This window comes from Nocardioides sp., assembly GCF_035576065.1.
In the GTDB taxonomy this organism is placed as follows: Bacteria; Actinomycetota; Actinomycetes; order Propionibacteriales; family Nocardioidaceae; genus Nocardioides.
This window is the reverse complement of record NZ_DATLWX010000024.1, coordinates 1-26,773: the sequence shown is the minus strand read 5'-3', so window position 1 is coordinate 26,773 and position 26,773 is coordinate 1. Positions and strand designations below refer to the sequence as shown.

18 protein-coding genes and 1 pseudogene are annotated in these 26,773 nt (G+C 68.0%); 17 read left to right on the top strand and 2 right to left on the bottom strand.

Annotated features, from left to right (window positions below):
• The first annotated feature begins 1 nt into the window (after window position 1).
• From VNJ48_RS11940 to VNJ48_RS22675, 10 genes and pseudogenes are all read left to right on the top strand, one after another.
• Window positions 2–1,162: an MCE family protein gene (locus tag VNJ48_RS11940; protein WP_325602348.1), complete on the top strand. Its 1,161-nt coding sequence runs from the start codon at window positions 2–4 to the stop codon at window positions 1,160–1,162.
• Complete coding sequence (locus VNJ48_RS11935) at window positions 1,159–2,652, top strand: MCE family protein (RefSeq protein WP_325602346.1); 1,494 nt, start codon at window positions 1,159–1,161, stop codon at window positions 2,650–2,652. The genes VNJ48_RS11940 and VNJ48_RS11935 overlap by 4 nt, the downstream gene beginning before the upstream one ends.
• Window positions 2,649–3,932, top strand: a complete 1,284-nt coding sequence (locus VNJ48_RS11930) for an MlaD family protein (protein ID WP_325602344.1) — start codon at window positions 2,649–2,651, stop codon at window positions 3,930–3,932. The genes VNJ48_RS11935 and VNJ48_RS11930 overlap by 4 nt, the downstream gene beginning before the upstream one ends.
• Window positions 3,933–3,955: 23 nt before the next feature.
• Window positions 3,956–4,516, top strand: coding sequence for a hypothetical protein (locus VNJ48_RS11925; RefSeq protein WP_325602342.1), 561 nt, complete (start codon window positions 3,956–3,958; stop codon window positions 4,514–4,516).
• Entirely contained in the window at window positions 4,513–5,370 is an 858-nt protein-coding gene (locus VNJ48_RS11920; protein ID WP_325602340.1) for a J domain-containing protein, read from the top strand. The genes VNJ48_RS11925 and VNJ48_RS11920 overlap by 4 nt, the downstream gene beginning before the upstream one ends.
• Before the next feature lie 233 nt (window positions 5,371–5,603).
• Window positions 5,604–9,110, top strand: a complete 3,507-nt coding sequence (gene rpoB / locus VNJ48_RS11915; protein ID WP_325602338.1) for a DNA-directed RNA polymerase subunit beta — start codon at window positions 5,604–5,606, stop codon at window positions 9,108–9,110.
• Window positions 9,111–9,220: 110 nt separating this feature from the next.
• Window positions 9,221–13,096 carry a DNA-directed RNA polymerase subunit beta' gene (locus tag VNJ48_RS11910; protein WP_325602336.1) on the top strand — a complete coding sequence of 1,292 codons (3,876 nt, stop codon included), beginning with the start codon at window positions 9,221–9,223 and terminating at the stop codon, window positions 13,094–13,096.
• Window positions 13,097–13,224: 128 nt separating this feature from the next.
• On the top strand, window positions 13,225–14,700 hold the full coding sequence (locus VNJ48_RS11905) for a virginiamycin B lyase family protein (RefSeq protein ID WP_325602334.1): 1,476 nt from the start codon (window positions 13,225–13,227) through the stop codon (window positions 14,698–14,700).
• A gap of 45 nt (window positions 14,701–14,745) precedes the next feature.
• Entirely contained in the window at window positions 14,746–15,990 is a 1,245-nt protein-coding gene (locus tag VNJ48_RS11900; protein ID WP_325602332.1) for a geranylgeranyl reductase family protein, read from the top strand.
• A gap of 16 nt (window positions 15,991–16,006) precedes the next feature.
• Window positions 16,007–16,444 (top strand): annotated as a pseudogene (locus VNJ48_RS22675) (lysophospholipid acyltransferase family protein); the annotation flags it as partial.
• A 118-nt stretch (window positions 16,445–16,562) separates the two neighbouring features.
• Here VNJ48_RS22675 and VNJ48_RS11895 read toward each other — a convergent pair.
• Window positions 16,563–17,783, bottom strand: a complete 1,221-nt coding sequence (locus VNJ48_RS11895) for an acyltransferase family protein (RefSeq protein ID WP_325602330.1) — start codon at window positions 17,781–17,783, stop codon at window positions 16,563–16,565.
• A gap of 63 nt (window positions 17,784–17,846) precedes the next feature.
• Here VNJ48_RS11895 and VNJ48_RS11890 point away from each other — a divergent pair, with 63 nt between their 5' ends.
• Together VNJ48_RS11890 and VNJ48_RS11885 are read left to right on the top strand one after the other, a co-directional pair.
• A complete protein-coding gene (locus VNJ48_RS11890) occupies window positions 17,847–18,419 on the top strand; it encodes a hypothetical protein (protein ID WP_325602328.1) in 573 nt (190 codons plus the stop codon).
• A gap of 17 nt (window positions 18,420–18,436) precedes the next feature.
• Complete coding sequence (locus VNJ48_RS11885; protein ID WP_325602326.1) at window positions 18,437–19,327, top strand: NUDIX hydrolase; 891 nt, start codon at window positions 18,437–18,439, stop codon at window positions 19,325–19,327.
• Here VNJ48_RS11885 and VNJ48_RS11880 read toward each other — a convergent pair.
• Window positions 19,317–19,457, bottom strand: coding sequence for a hypothetical protein (locus VNJ48_RS11880; protein ID WP_325602324.1), 141 nt, complete (start codon window positions 19,455–19,457; stop codon window positions 19,317–19,319). The genes VNJ48_RS11885 and VNJ48_RS11880 overlap by 11 nt on opposite strands.
• Before the next feature lie 194 nt (window positions 19,458–19,651).
• Here VNJ48_RS11880 and VNJ48_RS11875 point away from each other — a divergent pair, with 194 nt between their 5' ends.
• The 5 genes from VNJ48_RS11875 (at window position 19,652) to VNJ48_RS11855 (ending at window position 26,079) form a co-directional block, all read left to right on the top strand.
• A complete protein-coding gene (locus VNJ48_RS11875; RefSeq protein ID WP_325602322.1) occupies window positions 19,652–20,926 on the top strand; it encodes a hydroxyacid-oxoacid transhydrogenase in 1,275 nt (424 codons plus the stop codon).
• A 101-nt stretch (window positions 20,927–21,027) separates the two neighbouring features.
• Window positions 21,028–22,263, top strand: a complete 1,236-nt coding sequence (locus VNJ48_RS11870; RefSeq protein ID WP_325602319.1) for an SAM-dependent methyltransferase — start codon at window positions 21,028–21,030, stop codon at window positions 22,261–22,263.
• Complete coding sequence (locus VNJ48_RS11865; RefSeq protein ID WP_325602317.1) at window positions 22,256–23,269, top strand: hypothetical protein; 1,014 nt, start codon at window positions 22,256–22,258, stop codon at window positions 23,267–23,269. Before VNJ48_RS11870 ends, VNJ48_RS11865 begins: the two co-directional genes overlap by 8 nt.
• A 47-nt stretch (window positions 23,270–23,316) precedes the next feature.
• The gene (locus tag VNJ48_RS11860; RefSeq protein WP_325602315.1) at window positions 23,317–24,321 is read left to right on the top strand and encodes a DNA topoisomerase IB; all 1,005 of its coding nucleotides are present in this window, start codon (window positions 23,317–23,319) and stop codon (window positions 24,319–24,321) included.
• Between the two features lie 603 nt (window positions 24,322–24,924).
• On the top strand, window positions 24,925–26,079 hold the full coding sequence (locus VNJ48_RS11855; protein ID WP_325602313.1) for a GDSL-type esterase/lipase family protein: 1,155 nt from the start codon (window positions 24,925–24,927) through the stop codon (window positions 26,077–26,079).
• The last annotated feature ends 694 nt before the right edge of the window (window positions 26,080–26,773 follow it).

Genomic DNA, 26,773 nt, shown 5'->3' with positions numbered 1-26,773 from the left:
CATGGACCTCATCAGGAAGTACGCCGTCCCGCTCGTCGTCCTTGCGCTGGTCGCGGCCGCGGCCATCACGATGTTCAGTGGCGAGAAGACCAAGCGACTCGTCGCGCACTTCCCGCGCGCGATCTCGATCTACGAGGGCAGCGAGGTCCGGGTGCTCGGTGTGCCGATCGGCACCGTCGAGAAGGTCACGCCATCAGGCACCGACGTGGTCGTGACGATGGTCTACGACGCGGACATCAAGCTGCCGGCGGACGCCAAGGCGGCCATCGTGGCGCCATCGATCGTGGGCGACCGCTTCGTCCAGCTCACTCCGGTGTTCCGGGAGGGCGACGAGGTGATGGCCGACAACACCGAGCTCGCCGCGACCCAGACAGCCACGCCGATCGAGCTCGACGAGATCTACGACAGTCTCAACACCCTCAACGTGGCCCTCGGTCCCAATGGCGCCAACGCCAACGGCGCACTGTCGGACCTGTTGGCGGTCACGGCCGACAACTTCGGTGGGCAGGGCGCCAACTTCAACACCACCCTCGAGAACTTCGCACGGTTCACCGACACCTTGGCCAACAACAAGGAAGAGCTGTTCGGGAGCACCGAGCAGCTGGGCAAGTTCGTCGAGACACTGGCCGCGAACGACCAGACAGTCCGACGCTTCAACCGCTCGCTCGCCGACGTCTCGGGCCTGCTCAGGGGCGAGCGGGAGGAGCTGGCGGCGACCTTGAAGAACCTGTCCACGGCGCTGACCGAGGTCTCCGCGTTCGTCACCGAGAACCGCGAGGTCCTCGGGCGCAACATCGCCGGCCTCAACCGGTTCTCCAAGGTGCTGGTCAAGCAGCGCGACTCGCTGGACGAGATCCTCCGGACCGCCCCGCTGGCGCTCAACAACCTGGCGCTGACCTACAACCCGCAGACGGGCACGCTGGACACGCGGGCCAACCAGGGGCAGGTCGAGGGCGACATCGAGGCGGATCCCGCGCTGTTCCTGTGCGGGCTGACCAACCAGGTCAAGGGTGCCGACCAGGTCTGCGACACGATCAAGGAGATCTTGCCCAAGCCTCGGAGCGGAGCGTTGTCCCGCAAGGGGAGCAGCAGCACGCTGCCGGCTCCCGCGCACCTCCAGTTCGACCCGACGCTCGGCGGACTCGTGGGAGGCCAACGATGAAGAAGCTCAAGGCGCTCGTCCTGGTCACGCTGTCATCGCTGCTGCTGACGGGCTGCGACTTCGACATCTACAAGCTGCCCCTCCCGGGTGGCCCCGACGCCGGGGACAACCCGATGACGATCAAGGTCGAGTTCGCCGACGTGCTGGACCTGGTGCCCAAGTCGACCGTCAAGGTCAACGACGTCAGTGTCGGCACCGTCACGGACGTCGCTCTCAACGGCTACACCGCCGTGGTCACGCTCGAGATGCGGGGCGACGTCAAGCTCCCCGACAACGCGGAGGCCGAGATCCGGCAGACGAGCCTGCTGGGGGAGAAGTTCGTGTCCCTCAAGGCTCCGGACGAGGGTGCCAGCCCGAACCCGCTCGAGAGCGGCGACAACATCCCCTTGGACCGCAGCGGGCGCAACTCCGAGGTCGAGGAGGTCCTGGGCGCGCTCAGCCTGCTGCTCAACGGAGGCGGCATCGGCCAGCTCCAGACCATCAACCGCGAGCTCAACCTGGCTCTCGAGGGTCGGGAGGGCGCTGCCAGGTCGGTGCTGGAGCAGATCCGGTTGTTCATGGGCCAGCTCGACGAGAACAAGGAAGAGATCCTCACCGCGATCGAGAAGCTCAACGAGTTGGCGCTCGCCATCCAGAAGGAGCAGCCGACCATCGACGCTGCGCTCGAGGAGCTGCCCAGCGCGCTGGAATCCATCGATTCCCAGACCGACGACCTGGTCAAGATGCTCAAGGCGCTCGACGACCTCAGCGAGGTGGGGGTCGAGGTCATCACTGCCTCCAAGGCCGCCACCATCGACTCGCTCGAGGCGCTCAACCCGGTCCTGACCCAGCTCGCGGCGTCCGGTGACAACTTCACCAAGGCCTTCCACGTGTTCTTGACCTACCCGTTCGTCGACGAGGTCGTCGGCCGGGACCCGCAGGTCGCACGCAACCTGCACATGGGTGACTTCACCAACCTCTCCGTCACCCTCGAGATCGACCTCAGCAAGGGTCCGATCGAGCTGCCGACACTGCCCACGCTGCCCACCGGGCTGCCCACGTTGCCGACCAACCTGCCCACGGTGATCGATCCCACGGTGATCATCGACAACGTGCTCAAGTGCCTGCAGAGCGGCAGCCTGACGAGCCCGGAGTGTCAGAAGGTCCTCCAGACCCCGGCAGAGCTGGCCAAGCTCAAGGAGGAGTGCAAGAAGGACGAGAACAAGGACAAGGACGTCTGCAAGCAGCTGAACGCGATCCCGCCGGGGCCCGTGCCGACGACACTGCCGCCCGTCCCGCCCGTCCCGCCCGTCCCGACTGTCCCGCCGGCGCCCACGGGCACCACTCTGCCGCCGGTGCCGACCCCGACCGTCACCCTGCCGCGGCAGGGAGCTCCCCGGGCAGGCACTGGACAGAAACCAGCCGCCAGCGGACCCACGCTGGGTGAGCTGATGGAGACCTACGATGCCGACCTCGTCAACCTGCTGATCCCCGGGATGGTGCTGCGATGATCACCCGCCGGACCAAGCTCCAGCTGCTCGTGTTCGCCATCATCACGATGGTGGGCGTGACCTTCGTCGGGGCACGATATGCCCGCCTCGACCGCGTCTTCGTCGATGACGCCTACACCGTGGTGGCCCACTTCTCCGACTCCGGCGGCGCCTTCGCCGGCGCCGAGGTGTCCTATCGCGGCGTCCGGATCGGTGAGGTCTCCAAGATGGTGCTGACCCGTGACGGTGTCGACATGCATCTCGACATCGACAACGACCAGGACAAGATCCCGGCCGACACGCTCGCGCTGGTCGGCAACCGGTCTGCGGTGGGCGAGCAATATGTGGAGTTGCAGCCCCAGAGCGACAAGGGCCCCTACCTGAAGGACAACTCCGAGATCGACCTCGACAACACCGCCCTCCCGATCTCGACCGACACCCTGCTGACCAACCTCTCGGAGACGGTCCGCAGCGTGGACGAGGACGACCTCCAGACCGTCACGACGGAGTTCGGTGCCGCCTTCGGTGGCGCGGGTGACGACCTCCAGACGATCATCGACTCCGGCAACGAGTTCCTCAACGCCGCCGATGCCAACTTCGAGGTCACCACCAAGCTGATCCGCGACGGCAACGTCGTGCTTCGCGGCCAGATCGCCTCCGAGACCCCGCTTCGCGCCTTCGCCCGCGACCTGAGTGTCTTCTCCACCACGCTGGCCGACAGCGACAAGGACCTGCGGGGGGTGATCGACAACGGCAGCGCGACGGCCAACCAGCTCCGGCGCTTCCTCGAGGACAACGAGGTGGAGCTCGCGTCCCTGGTCAACAACCTCGTGACGACGGGAGAGGTGGTGGTCGCCCGGCTCGACGGGATCGAGCAGATCCTCGTCCTCTACCCCTACGTCGTGGAGGGCGGCTTCACCGTCGTGTCGAAGACACCGGAGACAGGCAACTTCGACGCCCACTTCGGGATGGTCCTGACCATGGAGCCGCATGTGTGCAACGCGGGATATGAGGGCACCGATCGCCGGGTCCCGCAGGACGGCTCCAACCGGGCGATGAACGTCGACGCACGCTGCACCGAGCCGGCATCCAAGTCGAACGCCCGGGGTGCGCAGCACGCTCCGCCACGTCCGGCCGCGACCTACGGCGACCCGGTGGCGGCCTACGACCCGACGACCGGCAAGATGATCTGGGGCGAGAAGGAAGCCGCAGCGCTGCAGTCGGTCGGTAGCGTCGCCCCCCGGACCCTGGGAGAGGAGTCGTGGAAGTGGTTGTACCTCCAGCCCCTGCTGGCGCAGTAGCCAATGCTCGTCTGCGTCTTGCGGTGCTGGTCGGACTCCTCGTCACGCTCGTCCTCGCGCTGCTCTCGACGCTCGTCCTCGTGCTGTCCACGACGTCCCCGGAGACCGGCAACCCGCTGCGCCGGGTGAGCGAGGTGGTCACGGGGTCCACGGAGACCCAGGAGACGCGCGAAGAGGTGATGGCCCAGACCGAGCAGTTCATGCTGCGCCTGGGCAGCTACAGCCCCAAGCTGCTCGATGAGCAGGGCGGGATGCCTGAATACCGCGACAAGGTCAAGGAAGTCATCACCCCCAAGTTCGCCGCGTCCTTCGACACCGAGGCCGGCACCGCCGAGCAGCTGGTGGCCCAGGCGGGCGTGTCGCGCGTCCCGGACGTCTTCGCGACCGGGGTGACAAGCCTCGACGACGACTCGGCCCAGACGCTCGTCGCCGGCTCCTTCAGCGACACCTACGACGTCGACGGGGAGGAGATCAAGCAGGAGCCGATCCCCTTCCGGATCTCGGTGTCGCTGGTGAAGATCGACGGCGAGTGGCTCGTCGACGACTTCGGTCCGGTCAACGCAACCGCCGAGGAAACACCGTGAACCCGAGCTGGTACGACGTCCTGGACATCGAGCCCACCGCGAGTCACGATGAGGTCCGTGCTGCCTGGCGGGCCGGGATCGCTGACCTCGAGCCCGGCTCACGCCGGTTCCAGCGGCTCAACGAGGCTGCCGAGGTCCTGTTGGACAAGGATCGGCGGGCGGCGTACGACGCAGAGCTGGCCGCCCAGCGCCCCGAGCCCGTGCTCGCCCCGACACCTGACGCCAGTTCCGACGCACGTTCCGACGTACGTTCTGGTGACAAGTCCGTCGGCAGCACCGAGGGCGAGCACGACGCCGGCGCCACGGCGACCCGGCCCGAGCCTCGTCGCGTGGTGCCGCTGTGGCTGATCGCGGCCGTCGCCTTGGTGACCTTGGCGGCCGTCGCCGTGGCTGCGTTCGCCTGGAGTCGGCCGCAGGACCGCCTGGAGACGCCGAGCCTCGAGGCCATCTCGATCCCGAACGCGTCAGAGGTTGCTGCCCGGGAGGCGCAGATCGCCGCGGAGCAGGCGATCGTGCCTGTCCTGTCCTACGACTACAGGACGCTCGAGGCGGACCAGAAGCGCGCGACCGCCTACCTCACCGGCGACTATCGCAAGAGCTATGACGAGCTCTTCGGGGTGATTGCCGACAACGCCCCGTCGACCAAGACCCAGGTCAGCGCCGAGGTGATCGCGTCCGGGATCGTCCGGTCCGGAGAGGAGCGCGTCGACGTGCTCATCTTCGTGGACCGGCCCACCGTCAACAAGCTCTCGGCACAACCGGTCCTCTCCAAGGACCAGGTCACGGTCACCATGCAGAAGGTCGGCGACGAGTGGCTCGTGGACAACCTGGTGACCTCGCCAGCCGCACCCTGACAGACGTCCCCGGCCGAGGTGCTTGACCTGACGGCCCCGGGCGTTCATCATCATCCGCAACGCGGACGTGGCCATCTCTCAAGATGTTGACCCCGCGTTTGAGACGCGCGTGCATCTGGGGTAGGCTTCTTCTTTGCGCCTGCTCTCAAATGCCCTTCACCCTGTCCGGACGGGTGTCGTCGGTGGTCGGCTGGCAGCGATTCGATCGTCCCTGATCATTCGAAGGAAAACTCTTGGCCGCGCGCAGCTCCGCTGGTATCCCCCGTCGCACCTCTTTCGCAAAGATCACCGAACCACTTGAGGTTCCCCCTCTCCTGTCTCTCCAGACCGCCAGCTTCGAATGGCTGGTCGGCGGCGAGAAGTGGGAAGAGACGGTCGCAGCGCGCCGCGCCGCGGGTGAGGACGTCTCCGAGAAGTCGGGTCTGCAGGAGATCTTCGAGGAGATCTCCCCGATCGAGGACTTCTCCGAGACGATGATGCTCTCGTTCGACAACCCTGTGTTCGTCGATCCCAAGTACACCGAGGAGGAGTGCAAGGAGAAGGACTTCACCTTCTCCCGGCCCCTCTACGTCTCGGCCGAGTTCATGAACCACGAGACCGGCGAGATCAAGGGCCAGACGGTCTTCATGGGCGACTTCCCCATGATGACCCGCAAGGGCACCTTCATCATCAACGGCACCGAGCGCGTCGTCGTCTCGCAGCTGGTGCGTTCGCCGGGCGTCTACTTCGAGCGGACCGCCGACAAGACGTCCGACAAGGACATCTACACCTCGAAGATGATCCCCTCGCGCGGCGCCTGGCTCGAGTTCGAGGTCGACAAGCGTGACTTCGTCGGCGTGCGTCTCGACCGCAAGCGCAAGCAGAACGTCACCGTCCTGCTCAAGGCGCTCGGCTGGACCCCGGAGCAGATCCGTGAGGAGTTCGGCGAATACGAGTCGATGATGCTCACCCTGGACAAGGACACGCCCCAGACCCAGGACGAGGCGCTTCTTGACATCTACCGCAAGCTGCGCCCGGGCGAACCGCCCACCCGTGAGGCCGCGCAGACGCTGCTGAACAACTACTACTTCAACCCCAAGCGTTACGACCTGGCCAAGGTCGGTCGCTACAAGATCAACAAGAAGCTCGGTGTGACCGAGGCCTTCGACCAGCAGACGCTGACCGTCGACGACATCGTCGCGGCGATCCGCTACATCGTGCAGCTGCACGCTGCCGGCGCGCCTGTCGACGCACCTGATCTCGTCGACGCCAAGGGCGCCGTGGTGATGGGCCCCGACGAGAAGCCGATCAAGGTCCAGGCCGACGACATCGACCACTTCGGCAACCGCCGCATGCGCACCGTGGGTGAGCTGATCCAAAACCAGCTCCGCACCGGTCTGGCACGCATGGAGCGTGTGGTCCGCGAGCGGATGACGACCCAGGACGTCGAGGCCATCACGCCGCAGTCCTTGATCAACATCCGTCCCGTGGTCGCGGCGCTGAAGGAGTTCTTCGGCACCTCGCAGCTCTCGCAGTTCATGGACCAGACCAACCCGATCGCCGGGCTGACGCACAAGCGTCGTCTCTCCGCGCTCGGCCCGGGCGGTCTCTCCCGTGACCGTGCCGGCATGGAGGTCCGTGACGTCCACCCCTCGCACTACGGCCGCATGTGCCCGATCGAGACCCCGGAAGGCCCGAACATCGGCCTGATCGGCTCGCTGGCGTCCTACGGTCGGATCAACCCGTTCGGGTTCGTCGAGACGCCGTACCGCCGCGTCGTGAAGGGCACCGTCACCGACGAGGTGGACTACCTGACCGCCGACGACGAGGACCGCTACGTCATCGCGCAGGCCAACGCTCCGCTCGACAAGAAGAACAAGTTCGTCGAGGAGCGTGTGCTGGTCCGCCAGCAGCGAGGCGAGGTCGACGCGATCCTGGCCGAAGAGGTCGACTACATGGACGTGTCGCCGCGACAGATGGTCTCGGTCGCCACGGCGCTGATCCCCTTCCTCGAGCACGACGACGCCAACCGCGCGCTCATGGGCGCCAACATGCAGCGTCAGGCCGTCCCGCTGATCACCAGCGACAGCCCGCTCGTGGGCACCGGCATGGAATACCGCGCCGCGGTCGACGCCGGTGACGTGGTCATCGCCGAGAAGGCCGGTGTCGTCCAGGAGGTCTCCGCGGACTCCGTCGAGACGATGAACGACGACGGCACCTACCAGACCTACAAGATGGCCAAGTTCCGTCGCTCCAACCAGGGCACCTGCATCAACCAGCGTCCGCTGGTCGTGGAGGGTGACCGCCTCGAGGTCGGCTCGCCGATCGCCGACGGTCCCTGCACCGACAAGGGCGAGATGGCGCTGGGCACCAACCTGCTCGTCGCCTTCATGCCGTGGCACGGTCACAACTACGAGGACGCGATCATCCTCAGCCAGCGCCTGGTGCAGGAGGACGTCCTCACCTCGATCCACATCGAGGAGCACGAGGTCGACGCCCGCGACACCAAGCTCGGGCCGGAGGAGATCACCCGGGACATCCCGAACGTCTCCGAGGAGGGCCTGGCCGACCTCGACGAGCGCGGCATCATCCGCATCGGCGCCGAGGTCACGACCGGTGACATCCTGGTCGGCAAGGTCACGCCCAAGGGCGAGACCGAGCTCACCCCCGAGGAGCGCCTGCTCCGCGCGATCTTCGGCGAGAAGGCGCGCGAGGTGCGCGACACCTCGATGAAGGTGCCGCACGGTGAGTCCGGCACGGTCATCGGCGTCCGCGTCTTCAACCGCGAGGAAGGCGACGAGCTGCCCCCGGGCGTCAACGAGCTCGTCCGTGTCCACGTCGCCCAGAAGCGCAAGATCTCGGTCGGTGACAAGCTCGCCGGTCGTCACGGCAACAAGGGCGTCATCGCCAAGATCCTTCCGGTCGAGGACATGCCCTTCATGGAGGACGGCACCCCCGTCGACGTCGTGCTCAACCCGCTGGGTGTGCCGCGACGGATGAACATCGGGCAGATCCTCGAGCTCCACCTCGGCTGGCTCGCGAAGCAGGGTTGGGACCTCAACCTGCACGCGGACACCGGCAAGGCGGAGTGGAAGGACCGGCTGATCTCGATCAACGCCGACAAGTCCGAGCCCGGCACCAAGCTGGCCACCCCGGTCTTCGACGGTGCGCGTGAGGACGAGATCACTGGCCTGCTCGGGGCGACGTTCCCGACGCGCGACGGCGACCGCCTGATCGACGAGACCGGCAAGGCTTCGCTGTTCGACGGCCGCTCCGGCGAGCCGTTCCCGGCGCCGGTCTCGGTGGGCTACATGTACATCCTCAAGCTCCACCACCTCGTGGACGACAAGATCCACGCGCGGAGCACCGGCCCCTACTCGATGATCACGCAGCAGCCCCTGGGCGGTAAGGCCCAGTTCGGTGGACAGCGGTTCGGCGAGATGGAGGTCTGGGCCATGGAGGCGTACGGCGCCGCCTATGCCCTGCAGGAGCTGTTGACCATCAAGTCCGACGACGTGCCCGGTCGCGTCAAGGTCTACGAGGCCATCGTCAAGGGCGAGAACATCCCCGACTCCGGGATCCCGGAGTCGTTCAAGGTCCTCGTGAAGGAGATGCAGTCGCTGTGTCTCAACGTCGAGGTCCTCACCCATGACGGGTCGGCCATCGAGCTCAAGGACGCCGAGGAAGACGTCTTCCGGGCGGCCGAGGAGCTCGGCATCGACCTGTCGCGACGCGAGCCCAGCAGCGTCGAAGAAGTCTGACCGGCTGGCCGCGAGCGCAAGCGAGCCTGGCCAGCCGGAACAGACATAGCCGTCGGGCGAAGCCCGGCCGAGCACCCTAGTGACTCAAACAGCAACCAAAGGACCACACCTTGCTGGACGTGAACTTCTTCGAGCAGATTCAGATCGGCCTGGCCACCGCGGAGGACATCCGCGGATGGAGCCACGGCGAGGTCAAGAAGCCGGAGACCATCAATTACCGCACGCTCAAGCCCGAGCGTGACGGCCTCTTCTGCGAAAAGATCTTCGGTCCCACCCGGGACTGGGAGTGCTACTGCGGCAAGTACAAGCGCGTGCGCTTCAAGGGCATCATCTGTGAGCGCTGCGGGGTCGAGGTCACTCGCTCCAAGGTGCGTCGTGAGCGGATGGGCCACATCGAGCTCGCCGCGCCCGTCACCCACATCTGGTACTTCAAGGGTGTCCCGTCGCGACTGGGCTACCTCCTCGACCTGGCGCCGAAGGACCTTGAGAAGGTCATCTACTTCGCCGCCTACATGATCACCTCGGTCGATGAGGACGCCCGTCACAAGGACATGTCGACCCTGGAGAACAAGGTCGGCCTCGAGCGCGAGCGCCTCGAGAAGCGCCGTGACGGCTCCATCGACGACCGCGCCAAGAAGCTCGAGGAAGACCTCGCTGCTCTCGAGGCCGAGGGTGCCAAGGCCGACCAGCGCCGCAAGGTCAAGGACGGCGCCGAGCGGGAGATGAAGCAGCTCCGCGACCGTGCGCAGCGCGAGATCGACCGCCTCGACGAGGTCTGGAACACGTTCAAGTCCCTCAAGGTGCAGGACCTGCTCGGTGACGAGCTCCTCTACCGCGAGATGAAGAACTGGTTCGGCAAGTACTTCGAGGGCTACATGGGCGCCACGGCGATCCAGAAGCGCCTGCAGGACTTCGACGTCGAGGCCGAGGTCGAGTCGCTGCGCGACACGATCGCCAACGGCAAGGGCCAGAAGAAGGTCCGCGCACTCAAGCGCCTCAAGGTCGTCGACGCGTTCCGCAAGACCGGCAACCAGCCGATCGGCATGGTCCTCGACGCCGTGCCCGTCATCCCGCCGGACCTGCGCCCGATGGTGCAGCTCGACGGTGGCCGGTTCGCGACCTCGGACCTCAACGACCTCTACCGCCGCGTGATCAACCGCAACAACCGCCTCAAGCGTCTGCTTGACCTCGGTGCTCCCGAGATCATCGTGAACAACGAGAAGCGGATGCTGCAGGAGGCCGTCGACAGCCTCTTCGACAACGGTCGTCGCGGTCGACCTGTCACCGGCCCGGGCAACCGGCCGTTGAAGTCGCTCTCCGACATGCTCAAGGGCAAGCAGGGGCGCTTCCGTCAGAACCTCCTCGGCAAGCGCGTGGACTACTCGGGCCGTTCGGTCATCGTGTCGGGTCCGCAGCTCAAGCTGCACCAGTGCGGTCTGCCCAAGCAGATGGCTCTCGAGCTCTTCAAGCCCTTCGTGATGAAGCGTCTCGTGGACCTGTCGCACGCGCAGAACATCAAGTCCGCCAAGCGGATGGTCGAGCGTGCGCGCCCGGTCGTGTGGGACGTCCTCGAAGAGGTCATCACCGAGCACCCGGTGCTGCTCAACCGTGCGCCCACGCTGCACCGTCTCGGCATCCAGGCCTTCGAGCCCCAGCTGATCGAGGGCAAGGCCATCCAGATCCACCCGCTCGTGTGCGGCGCGTTCAACGCCGACTTCGACGGTGACCAGATGGCGGTCCACCTTCCGCTGTCAGCCGAGGCCCAGGCCGAGGCGCGGATCTTGATGCTGTCGACCAACAACATCCTCAAGCCCTCCGACGGTCGTCCCGTGACGATGCCCTCGCAGGACATGATCATCGGCCTGTTCTGGCTGACGACCGACCGTGAGGACGAGATCGGCGAAGGCCGCGTCTTCTCCTCCCCGGCCGAGGCGATCATGGCCTACGACCGCAGCGAGATCACCCTGCAGAGCAAGGTGCGGATCCGTCTGACCGACATCATCCCGCCGCTCGAGGATGGTGCCGGCGCCGACTGGGAAGAGGGCACGTCGGTCATCCTGGCCACGACCCTGGGCCGCGTGCTCTTCAACGACACGCTGCCGGCCGACTACCCGTTCGTGAACTACGAAGTGGGCAAGAAGGCCCTCGGTGCGATCGTCAACGACCTCGCCGAGCGCTACACCAAGGTCGAGGTCGCTGCCTCGCTCGACGCCCTCAAGGACGCCGGCTTCGCGTGGGCGACCCGCTCGGGTGTCACCGTGTCCATCGACGACGTGACGACCCCGGCCAACAAGATCGCGATCCTCTCCGAATACGAGGCGCAGGCCGAGAAGGTCCAGAAGCAGTTCGAGCGCGGTCTCGTGACCGACGACGAGCGTCGCCAGGAGCTCATCGAGATCTGGACCCAGGCCTCCAACGAGGTGGCCAAGGCCATGGAGGCCAACTTCGACCGCAAGAACCCGATCTTCATGATGGTCGACTCGGGCGCGTCCGGAAACATGATGCAGATCCGTCAGGTCGCCGCCATGCGTGGTCTGGTGGCCAACCCCAAGGGTGACATCATCCCGCGGCCGATCAAGGCCAACTTCCGCGAGGGCCTGTCCGTGCTGGAGTACTTCATCTCCACCCACGGTGCCCGCAAGGGTCTGGCCGACACCGCGCTGCGCACGGCCGACTCGGGTTACCTCACGCGTCGTCTGGTCGACGTGTCGCAGGACGTCATCATCCGTGAGGACGACTGTGGCACCGAGCGCGGTCTGCCCAAGGTGATCGGCGAGCGTGGCGAGGACGGCGTCGTCCGCAAGGCGGAGAACGCCGAGACTGCGGCGTACGCCCGTTCGGCTGCTGTCGAGATCGCTCACCCGGAGACGGGCGACGTGCTCGCCGCCGCCGGCGAGGACCTCGGCGACGTCAAGATCGGCGAGCTCATCGCTGCCGGCATCGAGGAGGTCAAGGTCCGCTCCGTGCTGACCTGTGACGCCAAGACCGGCACCTGCGCGAAGTGCTACGGCCGCTCGCTGGCCACCGGCAAGCTCGTCGACATCGGTGAGGCCGTCGGCATCATCGCGGCCCAGTCGATCGGTGAGCCCGGCACGCAGCTGACCATGCGTACCTTCCACACCGGTGGTGTGGCTTCGGCCGACGACATCACGCAGGGTCTGCCCCGCGTGGTGGAGCTCTTCGAGGCCCGTTCCCCCAAGGGACGGACCCCGATCAGCGAGGCCGCCGGTCGCGTGGAGATCGAGGACACCGACAAGGCCCGCAAGGTCCTCGTCACCCCGGACGACGGTTCCGAGGTCCAGGAATACCCCGTCTCGAAGCGGTCGCGCCTCAACGTCGAGGACGGCCAGCACATCGAGGTGGGTCACCACCTGACGTCTGGTACCCCCGACCCGCAGGACGTCCTGCGCATCCTGGGTGTTCGCAAGGCCCAGGAGCACCTGGTCGACGAGGTACAGAACGTGTACCGCTCGCAGGGTGTGTCGATCCACGACAAGCACATCGAGATCATCGTGCGGCAGATGCTGCGCCGGATCACGGTGATCGAGTCGGGTGACACCAACCTGCTGCCGTCCGACCTGGTCGAGCGGGTCCGCTGCGAGGAGGAGAACCGTCGTGTGGTCTCCGAGGGCACCCAGCCCGCCTCTGGTCGCCCGGTCCTGATGGGCATCACCAAGGCCTCGCTCGCCACCGAGTCGTGGCTCTCGGCCGCCTCCTTCCAGGAGACGACCCGAGTGCTGACCGATGCCGCCATCAACGGCCGCTCGGACTCGCTGCGCGGTCTGAAGGAGAACGTCATCATCGGTAAGCTCATCCCGGCCGGCACCGGCCTCGAGCGCTACCGAAGCATCCGGGTGGAGCCCACCGAGGAGGCCCGCGCAGCGGCGTACTCCGTCACCGGTTACGACTCCTACGACTACGACTTCGGCACCAGTGGCCAGGCCGTGGCGCTCGACGACTTCGACTTCGGTTCCTACCAGAACTAGGTCGAGAGCAGCACCAGCGAAGCCCCGGTCCGCTCCTGCGGACCGGGGCTTCACTGCTCCTCGAAGGCGGAAGGTTCCGGGCGCGTGGCCGTTGCCCGCTCCGAGCCGGCGTGGATAGTCTCGCCGCCGTGAGCCGCCTCCGAACGCCACTCGTCGCCAGCATCCTCGTGGCCCTGGGGGCCGGGCTCGTCGTGTCTCCCGCGGCCGCGGCTCCGGCTGCGGAGAGCGAGAGCGTTCGCCCGCTGGCGGAGCGAGCCCGCATCGCGGGCACCTTCGGGACTCCCCTCACGATCCAGGACTGGCCGCTCCCGACAGGCGACGCCGGCCTCGCGGCAGCCAACCAGGGTCCCCAGTTCGGACAGGGCGGGCTGGTCTCCTGGAACGGCGCGCTGTGGTTCGCCGAGGAGCAGGCCAACCAGATCGGGCGCATCGACGTCAACGGCGTGATCACCGAGCGCCGGATGCCAGCGCCCACCGGGTCCCCGGGGTACGGACCGCGCCAGCTCTCGCCCGGAAACGCTGATGCGTTGTGGTTCCTGGCTGACGGGGAGCCCCTGGACGGTCGTGCCGCCCGGCTCAACGGCGCCGGGACCGACATCGTGGGGTTCCACGACATCGACGGCTATCTCACGTTCGCCTCGATCTCCGCGACCCCGGACGGCGGCGCCTGGATCACCTACGGCGACGGCGAAGGGGTGTCCCGGCTTTCACCCACCGGCGCTCACACCTACTTCGAAGCTCCGAGATACTCCAACGAAGCCGAATCAACGTGGGGGCCCGATGGCGCGTTCTGGTTCAGCGACGGCTCCACGACGATCAAGCGCATCGACTCAGCCGGCAGTCTGACCAACCACCCGGCCACCGGCGATGCCGGCGGCCAGATCGTCTCGATGACCACGTCCGGGGGCTCGATCTGGTATGCCAAGTTCAACCCGGGATCGCTTGCCACCCGATCGACCGGCGGAGTCGTGGCACGCATGTCGACCTCGGGCGTCCCCACTCCCTACCCGTCGCCGTACGAGGACCTCATCCCGGCGGCACTCACGCCCGGGGTCGCCGGTGACGTGTGGTTCACGACCCACCACGGCAACGGGGTGGGCCACCTCGACTCCTCGGGTCGCTACCAGGTGGCGCTGATGCCCGAGGGCCACCACGCCGACTCCGTGGCCATCGGGCCCGACGGTCAGCTCTGGTACACCGACAGGGAGCTCAACCGCGTCGGCCGGATCTCCATGGTCAGCTTCGCCGCGTCCATCGCCTCGCAGACTGCGGCGCCCGCGCCCCCGCCCGGCGGCCAGACAGGACGTGCGCAGGTCGAGAGCGGCACCACCCGGGTGAAGAATGGCAAGGCGAAGATCGCCATCCGCTGCGTGGGCGACACCGCGTGCGCGGGCAAGGTCCGGGTCACGGACGGGAAGCGCAAGCTGTCGCTGGCCAAGGGCCGGTACGCCCTCGTCCCCGGACGGACCGCACACTGGGTCGTGAAGCTGACCCCGGCCGGCACGACGCTGTTCCGCAAGGCCCGGCGCGCCAAGCTCACGGTCACCCTCATCTCCTCGGCCGGTCACAAGTCGTCGCGGAGGGTGGTCTTCAAGCGCCGCTGAGCCCCGCGATTCCCGCCGTTTCGAGTCGCCTGAGAGAATTCACTCGTGACCCGACCGACCTCGACCGACGTCCTCGTCGTGGGCGCGGGCCCGGCGGGGTCCGCGGCCGCCGCGTGGTGCGCTCGTGCCGGGCTCGACACGTTGCTCGTCGATGCGCAGGTCTTCCCGCGCGACAAGACCTGCGGCGACGGACTCACGCCCCGCGCGATCGGGGAGCTCATGCGCCTCGGGCTGGAGGACTGGCTGCGAGCGCACACGGTCAACCACGGACTCCGGGCCCACGGCTTCGGGCAGACGCTGCTGCTGCCCTGGCCGACGCTGCCGGACAACGACCTGCCCTCGTGGGGCTCCGCAGTGGCCCGTACGGAGCTCGACGACCACCTGCGCACCGTCGCCATCAAGAGCGGTGCGCTGGCGCTGGAGGGTGCTCGGGCAGTCGGCGTGCGCATGGACGGGGCCCGCGTGGCCGCGGTCGACTTCACCTCGGGTGACGAGGCGTTCGAGATCGAGTGCCGGCGGCTGGTGGTGGCGGACGGTGTCCGGTCGCCCCTCGGCAAGCTGCTCGGTCGGGAGTGGCACCGCGACACGGTGTACGGGGTGGCCGGCAGGTCCTACGTCACCTCGGGGATGTCGGACGATCCGTGGATCAGCTCCCACCTCGAGCTGCGAGGCGAGGACGGCGAGATCCTCAGTGGCTACGGCTGGATCTTCCCGCTCGGCACCGGCGAGGTGAACGTCGGTGTCGGCACGCTCGCCACGTTGAAGCGACCCGCCAAGATCGCGGTCAAGCCGCTCATGAGCTTCTACGCCGACCAGCGACGCGACGAGTTCCAGCTCACCGGCCCCCTGCGGATGCCGACGTCGGCGCTGCTGCCGATGGGTGGGGCGGTGTCAGGAGTCGCAGGCGACAACTGGGCGCTGATCGGTGACGCCGCCGCCTGCGTCAATCCGCTCAACGGCGAGGGCATCGACTACGGCCTCGAGACCGGACGTTTCGTCGCCGAGATCATGGCGGCCGGCGGGGCGCTCGGCTCCGTGTGGCCGCAGGTCCTGCGCGAGCACTACGGCGAGTCCTTCTCCATCGCCCGCCGGCTGGCCGGCGTCGCCACGGTCCCGCAGATCGTCGCTGCGCTCGGTCCTGCCGGGATGCGCTCGGACTGGCTGATGACGCTGGCGCTGCGATGGATGGGCAACCTGGTCGACGACGCGGACCGCGACCGCGCTGCTCGCGTATGGCGCTGGGCCGGCCGGCGCTCGATCGCGCGCGACGCCCGTCCACCCTTTGCCTGATGGGCAGTCTCCCCAGATGACGGAGAGCTGGTATCGCCTGACCAACGCCCTGGGTCGGCTCACGCTCAAGGGCTTGGCCATCGACGTCCGTGGCACCGGGCTCGAGCGCCTGCCGACCCACGGACCTGCGCTGCTCGCCGCCAACCACGTCTCCTTCCCCGACTTCCTGTTCCTGGAGAAGGCGGCGGTGGAGCGTGGTCGCTACCTGCGGTTCATGTGCCGCCACGACGTCTGGCACCAACGATTGCTGGTCCGACCGATGGACCGCATGCAGCACATCCCCGTTGATCGCGAGGCTCCCGCTGCGGCATACCTCAAGGCCCGACGGCTGCTCCGCGAGGGCGAGGCGGTGTGCGTGTTCCCCGAGGCCGGGGTCTCGCACTCCTTCACGGTGCGCTCGCTGATGAGGGGTACGGCGGCACTAGCGCGCGAGACGCAGGTGCCGGTCATTCCCGTGGCGATCTGGGGCAGCCAGCGGATCTACAGCGTGAGCCGACGCCCGGACCTGACCCGGGGGCGGCGGATCGACGTGTCCTTCGGGCAGCCGATGGTGGTCGGCCCGGACGACGACCTCAGCGAGGCGACTCGGGCTCTCGGTGCTCGTCTGACGGAGCTGCTCGAGGAGGTGCAGGGGCTGCCGCACCACCGGCCGCGACCGGGGGAGTGGGCGCCGTGGCATCCGGGCCACCTGGGAGGAGCGGCACCATCGCGGCACGAGGCGCGTGAGCTGGACTCTGTTCCACGATCGGCGGTGCGGCCTGCGTGGGGACCGGCGCTGTGTGGGGCGCCGCACGACCTCGGTCCTTGCGACGCGACTCCCACATGCCGAGCGGATTGACGAGCCACGACAGGTGGCGACGCGACCACGGACTCGCCAGGGCGAGCGCGAGGGCGACGGAGCCGGCCGTGGTGACCAGCAGCGCGACGTAGGGACGCTCCGCGCTCCACTCGGGGAACCCGCGCAGCTGGGCGGTCTTGATGACGAAGCCGTGGAGGAGGTAGACGTTCATCGTCGCCGCGCCCATCGCGGTGAACCAGCCGCCACGTCGGGGGATCAGGGCCATCACGGCGAACGCGCCGACCAGCCCGATCGCCATCACCGACAGCCGCGTCTGGGCCGCATAGGCGACATCGGAGGCGATCCCCTCGTAGCCGGCGTCGTAGAGCAGGAACGCGGTGCGGGCCCAGTCGTCGAGATCGCGGGACAGGACGGCAATCAGGACCAGCGTGCCGAGGGAGGCGACCTTGACCCACGGGTCGTCGAGCCGGTGCAGGTGGCGCGGCTTCAGGTGGAGGCCGAGGACGAAGAACGGCAGCAGGCCGAGGATGCGCGGCAGCCCGAACGACTCCGGGTCCCAGAGGCCCGCAGCCAGGCTGACGACGACCGACAGGGGCAGGAACAGCCAGTGGCGCTTCAGGACCGGGGTCATCAACCGCCAGCAGAACAGGGCCGGGAGATACCACATCGTCCAGTGGGGCTGGAGGTAGAGCACCCAGCCGACGTCCTCGCCCAGCGCGATGCGGTAGTAGTACAGCGCCGGCTCGAAGATCAGGTAGGGAATGACCAGGACGTAGAGCAGTCCCTTGAAGTGGCGCCGCGTCCACTCGAACGAGGTCGAGAGATAGCCACTGATGAACACGAACGCCGGGACGTGCCAGAAGTAGAGGAAGTCGTAGGCCCAGTTGCTGAAGTGGGTGTCCGGGAGCAGCGCCCAGGAGTGGCCGACGACGACGAGCGTGACGAGCACCATCTTGGTGTTGTCGAGCCACGGGTCACGGGTCGGGGATGCCACCCGGCCACGTTACGACACTGCTGATCGATCGATGGTGCCGAGCAGGATGGTTGACTGGCTTGCATGAAGTTCCTCGCCGCGGTCGCTGTCACCGTCACGCTGGCATTGACCTCGAGTGCTGCGAGTGCCTCGACCAGCAGGATTCCCGACGCCGCTGGGGACGTCTGGGTCATCGTCGACTCGGGGGTCACCGCGGAGCAGCCGACCGATCACGTCACCAACGTCGACCTGCTCGGCGTCCGGGTGGAAACGGGTCCACGTGCGCTGACGGTCAGGGTGTCCTTTGTCGAACTGGTGCGCAACGATGACCGCATCCATCTCAGGACGACCTTCAGGACCGACCGCCAGATGCACCGGGTGGTGCAGTTCGGAATCTGGCCCCGCAAGCCTCGAGGCACCGCTGTGATCTCCCGGCTCCACCGCCGCAACGTGTCCTGCAGCGGCTTGGTGGCAACCATCGACCGGGTTGCGGACGTGGTGCGACTCGTCGTCCCACTGTCGTGTCTCGACCGTCCCCGGTGGGTGCAGCACAAGACGCTCGCGACGACCATCCGCGACCACGAATGGTTCCTCGACGCAGCCGGATCCGCCACAGCCAGGCCCGCAGGCTGGTCGGCCCGGCTCATCACCGGCTGAGCTGGACTCGCACCGCCATGGGATCCCTACCGAGACGACAGCGCGTTGCGGCGTACGCCGTCATCATGCGGGTGCGCGACGAGCCCGAGGTGCTGCTGTGCCGGCTGGCGCCCCGCATCAGCCGGAACGAGCTCTGGACGTTGCCCGGCGGCGGCCTCGACCACGGTGAAGATCCGCGAGACGCCCTGGTGCGCGAGATCGGCGAGGAGACCGGCCTCACAGCGACGGTCGGCACGACCGCTCGTGTCTATTCGGCGCACCTGCCCCGCGCCTCCCGCGACGGCGTGATGACCGACTTCCATGCGCTGCGCATCGTCTACGACGCCTGGGTGCCCGCGGATGCTCCTGCTCCGCGGGTCGTCGAGGTGGACGGCTCCACGATGGAGGCTGCCTGGCGACCCATGGCGTCGGTGCTCGACGGCACCGTGCCCGTGGTGGCGATGGTCGAGGAGGCGCTCGCCGACCATGCGCCCTTCCAGCTGCAGCGCGTGGCGGCGTACGCCCTCATCCGCCGCGGGTCGGCCGTGCTGCTGACGCGCCTGTCGAAGCGGGCGCACCATGCCGGCTCATGGACCCTGCCCGGCGGTGGCATCGACCACGGTGAGCCGCCGGCGACGGCGTTGGCTCGGGAGGTGACCGAGGAGTGCGGGATCGCGTGCGAGGTCGGCGTGCTCCTGGGTGTGCACGACACGCACTTCTCAGGTATGGCGCCGAGCGGCAGGGTGGAGGACTTCCACGGCGTCCACCTGGTCTTCGCCGCGGCGGTCGCTCCCGACGCTGAACCCGAGGTCGTCGAGGTCGATGGGACGACGGACGCGGTGGCGTGGGTGGAGCTCGACGACATCGAGTCCGGGGAGGTCTCGGTGCTGGACCTCGTCCATCACGCGCTGGGGTTGGTCAGCGGTTGATCTGGGCCGTGACCCCGGGGCTGTCGGTCGGTCGGCCACCGTCGGCGGAGGTGGGGGACGCGATGCCGAGGGCTGACATGACCAGCGCGACAGCAGCGACACCGGCGGCGATACGCACTCCGCCGGTCATGACCGGGATCCTGTGATGCTCATGGTTCGCTCCGTGGGGGTGGGGGGTTCTCGATTGGTGCGAAAACTTCGCCCCGAGATGTCCTCAGAGTAGGCAGCCTCCATCTGTGGAAACCGGCGGTTTGGTGCCTTGTGGGTGCTCTGTGCACCAACGGTGCATGCCGTGAGGATCCCGGCTGCGGATAGGCTGAAGCTGTGGCTGAGACCGTTTTCACCTATGCGGCTCCGGGGCTGAAGTTCGGCCGCGGTGCCTCCGCGGAGATCGGCTTCGACCTGCAGCAGCTCACCCGGGCCGCCGGCCGTCCGCGGGTGCTCGTGGTGACTGATCCGGGGGTGGCTGCGACCGGTCACCCGGCGCGGATCGCTGGCCAGATCGCCGATCGCGGCTTCGAGGTCACCACCTACGACCGCAGCCGGGTCGAACCCACGGACGAGTCGCTGGAGGACGCTGTCGCGTTCGCTCGGGACGGGGGACCGTGGGACGCCGTCGTAGCGATCGGTGGAGGCTCGGCCATCGACACGGCCAAAGCAGTCAACCTCCTGGTGACCAACGAGGGTTCCCTGCTCGACTACATCAACGCACCGGTGGGAGAAGGTCGTGCCCCGACGGCGCCGCTGCTGCCGATGGTGGCCGTGCCCACGACGACCGGCACGGGCTCGGAGTCCACGACCATCTGCGTCCTCGACGTCCTTGCCCTCAAGGTCAAGACCGGCATCAGCCACGCCCGGCTCCGGCCCACGCTGGCGGTCGTCGACCCCGACCTGACGATGAGCCAGCCCGCAATGGTCACCGCCAGTTGCGGCATGGACATCCTGTGCCACGCGCTCGAGAGCTACACCGCTCGGTGGTTCGCTCACTTCGACGCCAAGACGCCCGAGCAGCGAGTGCCCTACTGCGGCGCCAACCCCATCGCCGACATGTGGGCGGAGAAGTCGCTCTCGCTGCTGGCAGGGGCCTTCCGCACCGCCGTCCGCGACGGGGACGACAGCGAGGCCCGCGAGCAGATGGCGCTGGCGGCCACCTTCGCCGGCCTGGGGTTCGGCAACGCAGGGGTCCACATCCCGCATGCCAACGCCTACCCGATCGCCGGTCGCGTGCGCGCCTACCGACCCGAGGGCTACCCGCAGGAGGAGCCGATCGTGCCTCACGGCATGGCGGTCTCGCTGACCGCACCGGCAGCGTTCGCCCTGACCTTCGATGCGGCACCCGTTCGCCACCTGCGGGCGGCCTCGCTGCTCGGAGGCGAGAGCGGGGCTGCCGGTCCGGACGCCCTGCCCTCGGTGCTGCGTTCGTTGATGCGCGACATCCAGATCCCCAACGGCCTCGCGGAGGTCGGCTATCTCGCCAGTGACGTCGACGACCTGGTCGAGGGTTCGCTCCAGCAGCAGCGGCTGCTGGCGACGGCGCCGCGCCCTGTGACGGCGGATGACCTCGCGGGGGTCTTCCGCGGATCGATGGAGCACTGGTGACGCCCGTAGGATGAGCAGGTGAATCCCCGCCACCGCCGTCTCATCATCCCGGTCGCGTTGGGAGCTCTCATCCTGATCGTCGTCATCGCCCAGTTCATCTGATGGCCACCGAGTCGCTCGCGGAGGCGTTCAGGCACACCCGGGCCCAGCTCGTCGACCCCGAGACCCTCGTGCGAGCAGTCGCTTCCGGACGCCAGAAGGGCCGGACCGTGCCTCAGGTCGGGGGTCGCGACGTTCGTCGGGTCGAGCTGAGGTACGTCGACCTGAAGGCGGGCCGCCATCTGCAGCTCACCTCCTTCGACGAGACCCAGGCCCACACCGCGAACTTCACGGCCGGCGAAGAAGCGGCGGGCGCGGTCGACGCACTCCTCGACCAGCCGTTCGGCAACTGGCACGTGGACACGACGACGCAGACCCATCAGCTGCGGGTCACCAAGAAGCTCGAGGTGATGGTCCACACCACGGAGCGAGACCAACCCGTCGTCGCGGAGCGTGCCCATGACCGCGAGAAGCCGAGACTGCTCGCCGAGAGCGACCCCGTCCTGGTCGCCCTGGGGATCGCCGACGCCCACGGGCGGATCAAGCCCACCCGACAGGCGAAGTATCGACAGGTCGAGGAGTTCCTCCGCCTGCTCGACTCGTCCATCACCGACGCCCTCGACAAGGGGCACCTGCGCCGCCCGACGCAGGACGAGCCGCTGCGCATCGTCGACCTCGGCTGTGGCAACGCCTACCTGACCTTCGCCGCACAGCGCTACCTCACCCACGTGCGTGCCCTGCCGGTCCGGGTCACCGGTGTGGACGTGAAGCAGCAGTCGGCGGACCACAACACGGGAGTGGCGGCCACCCTCGGGATCGACGCCGATTTCGTCGTGGGCGCGATCGACGGGGCGGTCCTGCCCGAGCCGCCCGACGTCGTGCTCGCGCTCCACGCCTGCGACACGGCGACTGACGACGCGCTGGCGCGTGCCGTGGGGTGGGGCGCCAGCCTGGTGCTGGCCGCACCGTGCTGCCACCACGACATCGCGTCCCAGCTCCGGGCTGCGCCGACGCCTGCGCCGTACGCCCTCATCACCCGGCACGGGATCCTGCGCGAGCGCTTCGCCGACACCCTCACCGACGCGCTGCGCGCCGCCATCCTGCGTCTGGTCGGCTATCGCGTGGACGTCGTCGAGTTCGTGGGGAGCGAGCACACCCCCCGCAACACGCTGCTCCGTGCCACCCGCACCGGCTCGCGCGGCAGCGAGGACGCCGCTCAGCGGGAGTACGAACACCTGGTGACCACTTGGGCCGTCACGCCCAGGCTCGCGGACCTCTTGGGCGTCAGCGGTGGCTGAGCGCCTCCTGCGCGCACTCGGCGGCCTCGCCGTGGTGACGCCCTTCGTCGTCGGACTCACGGCGGCCGGGGTGGACCGGGAGGCTCGTGAGGTCTTCCGCTTCCAGGACCCCGAGATCGTGGAGTCCAGTGGCCTCGTCATCGAGGGCGACCTGGCCCACACGACCAACGACTCGGGTGACACCGGGCGGATCTTCACCGTCGACATCTCCACGGGCGAGACCGTGGGGGAGACCTTCTGGGCCGACGGCCCGGAGGACGTCGAGGCGCTGGCTCCTGCCGGCACTGGACACGTGTGGGTGGGCGACATCGGTGACAACGCCGCTTCGCGCGATTCGATCGAGGTGACGCGGGTGCCGGTCGGGCGGGGCGACCGGACGGTGTCGGAGGAGAACTTCGAGCTCGTCTACCCCGACGGCCAGCGCGACGCGGAGTCGCTGCTCGTCCACCCCGTGACCGGTCGGCTGTACGTCGCAACGAAGGGCTTCTTCGAAGGCTCGCTCTACGCCGCGCCGCCCGAGCTGGCCGATGATGCGCCGAACGTGCTCGGCCTGGTGGGAACGACCGCCGGCATCGTCACCGACGGCGCGTTCTTCCCCGACGGGGACCACCTCATCCTCCGGACCTACACGAACGCGGTGGTCTACTCCTTCCCGGCACTGGAACCCGTCGGGTCCTTCGACCTGCCCGAGCAGCAACAGGGGGAGGGGATCGCGGTCCTTTCGACCGACTTCGTCCATGTCAGCAGCGAGGGGCAGCGAGCGCCTGTGCTGCGAGTGCCGGTGCCCGAGCGGATCCGTCAGGTCCTCAGTCCCGTGCCGTCGCCTCCGGCGTCCGGCCAGGTGTCCTCGGCGCCGTCGGCCACTCCTGAGTCCACGGGTGGCACCACGTCGGTCAAGGACATCACCACCGAGGCCCGCGACCGCGACGCATGGCCGTGGATCGGGGGCTCCGTCGTCCTCCTGGTGTCGCTCGTCGTGCTGGTGCGTTCCCTCAAGCCTCGGTAGCCCCACGGGTGAGGGCGGCGCACCCAGCGCGCCGCTAGCGTGGGGGCATGCCTCGCTTGCGCCGTACCTCCCCGAACCAGCCGGGTTGGTCTCGGCGCCGCGCGGGCAAGGGCTTCGGCTACCTCGACCAGGGCGGTCAACCGCTCGGGCCCGAGGACAGGCAACGGTGCAAGGACCTGGTGATCCCGCCGGCGTGGAAGGACGTATGGATCACGCCCCATCCCAACGGCCATCTCCAGGCGGTGGGCACCGACGATGCGGGCCGGCGGCAGTACATCTACCACCCCGCCTGGCGCGCCAGCCGGGACGCGATGAAGTTCGAGCGGATCATCGACTTCGGTCGAGCGATGTCGAAGGCGCGCGAGCGCGTCCTGACCGACCTCGGGGCCGAGGGGATGGCCCAGGAGCGGGCGTGCGCCGTCGCCGTACGCCTGCTCGACCTCGGCTACTTCCGGATCGGCAACGACGTCTACACCGACTCCAACGGCAGCTTTGGGCTGACCACGCTGCTCCGGGAGCACGTCACCAAGCACGAGGACCGCCTACGCTTCTGCTTCGTCGGCAAGTCCGGGGTCGAGCACTGCATCGAGATCGATGACGGACCAACCATCGAGGGCCTCGACGTGATGCGCCGTCGCCGCGGCGGCGGGGACACACTGCTGGCCTGGAAGGACGGCAGCACCTGGCGCGGCCTGGACTCCGCGCAGGTCAACGACTACATCCGGGCGACCACCGGGCTGGACGCGACAGCCAAGGACTTCCGCACGTGGCACGCGACTGTGCTCGCCGCCGCGGCGCTCGCAGTGAGCGAGGAGCCCGGCGGGACCTTGGCCTCGCGCAAGCGGGCTGTCTCGACGGCGATGAAGGAGGTCTCCGACTTCCTCGGCAACACCCCGACGCTGGCGCGCTCCTCCTACGTCGACCCGCGCGTCATCGATGCCTACGAGAAGGGGCGGACGATCGGTCGCGCCGCTCGACGCTCGTTCAAGACGCCCGACGAGCGCCAGACGGTGCTTGAACGGGCGACCCTGAAGCTGCTGCGCGAGAGCTGAGTCTCGCTCAGCTCACAGCGCGAAGAACGACGAGAGGGTGCCGGCGACCGACGACATCTCAGCGCCTGCCTCCACTTCCACAACGACCGAAGCGCTCCACGTGTCGTCACTGTTCGACGTGACCCGGGATGATCGCATGCTGCTGAGACGGGCGCCTGGGCGTGCCTGTGGCCCCGCGCTTGGTTCTTGCGCGGGGTGTGGGGCGGTGTGGCTACTGGTCGGGCGGGTGGCCGGTGGGGCGTTGGGAGTGGAGTGGTCGGGAGCCGGTGTGGTCGCGGAGGAACTGGTCACCCAGGGGGCTGGTCCAGACGAACACCCCCGGGTCGGTCATGCGGTAGCGCCAGCGACCTCTGGTCTTGAGGCGGTGATGTCTTCGACACAGGGGTGCGAGGTTGCCCGCAAGTCATAAAGTAACCCCCCAACACTTTCAGCACCTCGCGCGTGGTCACACCCGTCCGAGAGCTCCGCGCCCCGCGAGACGCACGCGCGGGGGCGTGTGCCCGGAATCAAGGTTGAGGCGGAATGCGAGCCGGTCTAGTGGCGCGGGGACCGCCCAGCTGCCTTCTACATACAGATGGCCCTCGTAGCCCTTACTCTCGAATCATGAACCGGGGGCTAGGCACAGCGATGGCGGGCGTCTTCATGGCCGCGGGTCTCAGCATCCCCGCGGAGGCTGCCGACCCGGCACCGACCCGGATCCTTATTGTGGGCGACTCGGTGACGCAGGGTGACGCGGGCGACTACACCTGGCGCTACTTCTCCGCCTGCGGGCTCGAGAAGAGCGGCGCGGAGGTCGACTTCGTGGGCCAGCACACAGGGACGTTCGGCGGCGGGGGTGCCGAGAACTACACGGGTGGGTACGCGAACCCGAACTTCGACCAGGACCACGCCGCACGGTGGGGGCTGTTGATGTTCGAAATGCTGAACCAGCCCAGCGACTCAGCCCCGACGATCACCGACCTGATGACCGCCCAGCAGCCGGATGTGCTGGTCGAGATGCTGGGCTTGAACGACTTCATGTGGCTGAGCAACTTCGACGCGGCGAAGATGAACGGGCAGGTCCGCAGGTTCGTGGCCGATGCCCGTTCGGTGAAGCCGAACGTGGACGTGGTGCTGGCGTCACTGCCGCAGACGTGGGTCAGCAACGTGCCGGCGTACAACGAGGGTCTGCCTGCTCTGGCGGCTGAGCTGTCGACGGCAGATTCGCGTGTGGTGGCGTCCCCGGTGCCTGACTTCACGGAGGGGACGGACACCTACGACAGGGTGCACCCGACCACGGCGGGGCAGGTGAAGATCGCAGCGGCGGTGTCGGTCGCGCTTGAGGAGCTTGGTATCGGGCAGGCGCGGACGATGCCGCTGCCTGCGACGCCTGGACCGCACGACCCGCCGGCGCCGCCACCCCCGCCGCCACCCCCGCCGCCACCCACCCCCACGCCGGCGCCGCAGCCCGATCCGGTCGTGGAGCCGACGACCACCCCTCCGCCAGTTGTGCCCCCCGTTTCTGTCCCTGCGACTGTCCCTGCACCCGCGTTCCCGACCGAGCCGCAGGGACTCCGCGCGAAGCGCGTCGGTGAGCGCACGGTCGTGCGGTGGAGGGAGGCCACAGCGGCTACGTCCTACGTCGTCCGTTGTGCCACCCGCTCCAAGACCACCATCGCCACGACTGCGACGCTGCGAGCGACCCCGAGGCGCTGCAAGGTGCGGTCGGTCAATGCCGCGGGGTCGAGCGCCTGGGTGGTCGTCCGCGTCAGGGCATGACGAAAGCACCCGCCACTACGACGAGGGTGTCGGGCGCGGGCACCAACCTGCACCGTTCTGGACTGGTCGATCGGGACCGACATCGCCGGTGTCTCGTTTACCGCCACCGAGGGAACTGCACCGGCGTGGTCGGTAAAATCGTGGTCCCCTCGGTGGCTTGATATAGCGATGCTGCCCACCAACTAGCGATGCCACGGACCTTCGATGTGTTTCTTCACAGTCACCCCCCGCCGAGTACACACTCGTGACCTCACAGCCTGCGTGGTGACCCAGACCCGCCCCCTCAAGGCTGAAGCCGGGCCGAGTGGACTAGACCAATGCTTCGGGTTCTGAAGTCCTCCCCCGCCCGCGGGCGCGTCCAAAGAACCGGGTCCTGCCAAGGCCGGTGACAATCGCTGGACGGGAAGAGATCCCCGGTGTTGAGCGGGTTCGCAGGTCGCTAAGAAGTCCGGAGGGCTCAAAATTCGAGGTTAGCCCGGATCGTTCACGAGGCAGCGGCCTGATCGGCGTGTAGAAACACGGAAGTGCCTACCCAGCAGGGGAAACTTGGGATTGCGACGTCACAAGATTCTCGAACTGGAAGGCACTCCGTAGGTGAAGCGTACTTCGTGGTCTGCTGGCTTGTCCGTAACCTCTGATGGTGTCGGCGTGGTGGCCCACGCGGGCAGCGTCGGGCTCCGTCTTCTGGCCGATC

Bases quoted from the DNA above. Each gene is read 5' to 3' on its own strand.
- VNJ48_RS11940 (WP_325602348.1), top strand. From the start codon at position 2: ATGGACCTCATCAGGAAGTACGCCGTCCCGCTCGTCGTCCTTGCGCTG.
- VNJ48_RS11935 (WP_325602346.1), top strand. From the start codon at position 1,159: ATGAAGAAGCTCAAGGCGCTCGTCCTGGTCACGCTGTCATCGCTGCTG.
- VNJ48_RS11930 (WP_325602344.1), top strand. From the start codon at position 2,649: ATGATCACCCGCCGGACCAAGCTCCAGCTGCTCGTGTTCGCCATCATC.
- VNJ48_RS11890 (WP_325602328.1), top strand. From the start codon at position 17,847: ATGAAGTTCCTCGCCGCGGTCGCTGTCACCGTCACGCTGGCATTGACC.
- VNJ48_RS11885 (WP_325602326.1), top strand. From the start codon at position 18,437: ATGGGATCCCTACCGAGACGACAGCGCGTTGCGGCGTACGCCGTCATC.
- VNJ48_RS11880 (WP_325602324.1), bottom strand. From the start codon at position 19,457: ATGACCGGCGGAGTGCGTATCGCCGCCGGTGTCGCTGCTGTCGCGCTG.
- VNJ48_RS11870 (WP_325602319.1), top strand. From the start codon at position 21,028: ATGGCCACCGAGTCGCTCGCGGAGGCGTTCAGGCACACCCGGGCCCAG.
- VNJ48_RS11860 (WP_325602315.1), top strand. From the start codon at position 23,317: ATGCCTCGCTTGCGCCGTACCTCCCCGAACCAGCCGGGTTGGTCTCGG.
- VNJ48_RS11855 (WP_325602313.1), top strand. From the start codon at position 24,925: ATGAACCGGGGGCTAGGCACAGCGATGGCGGGCGTCTTCATGGCCGCG.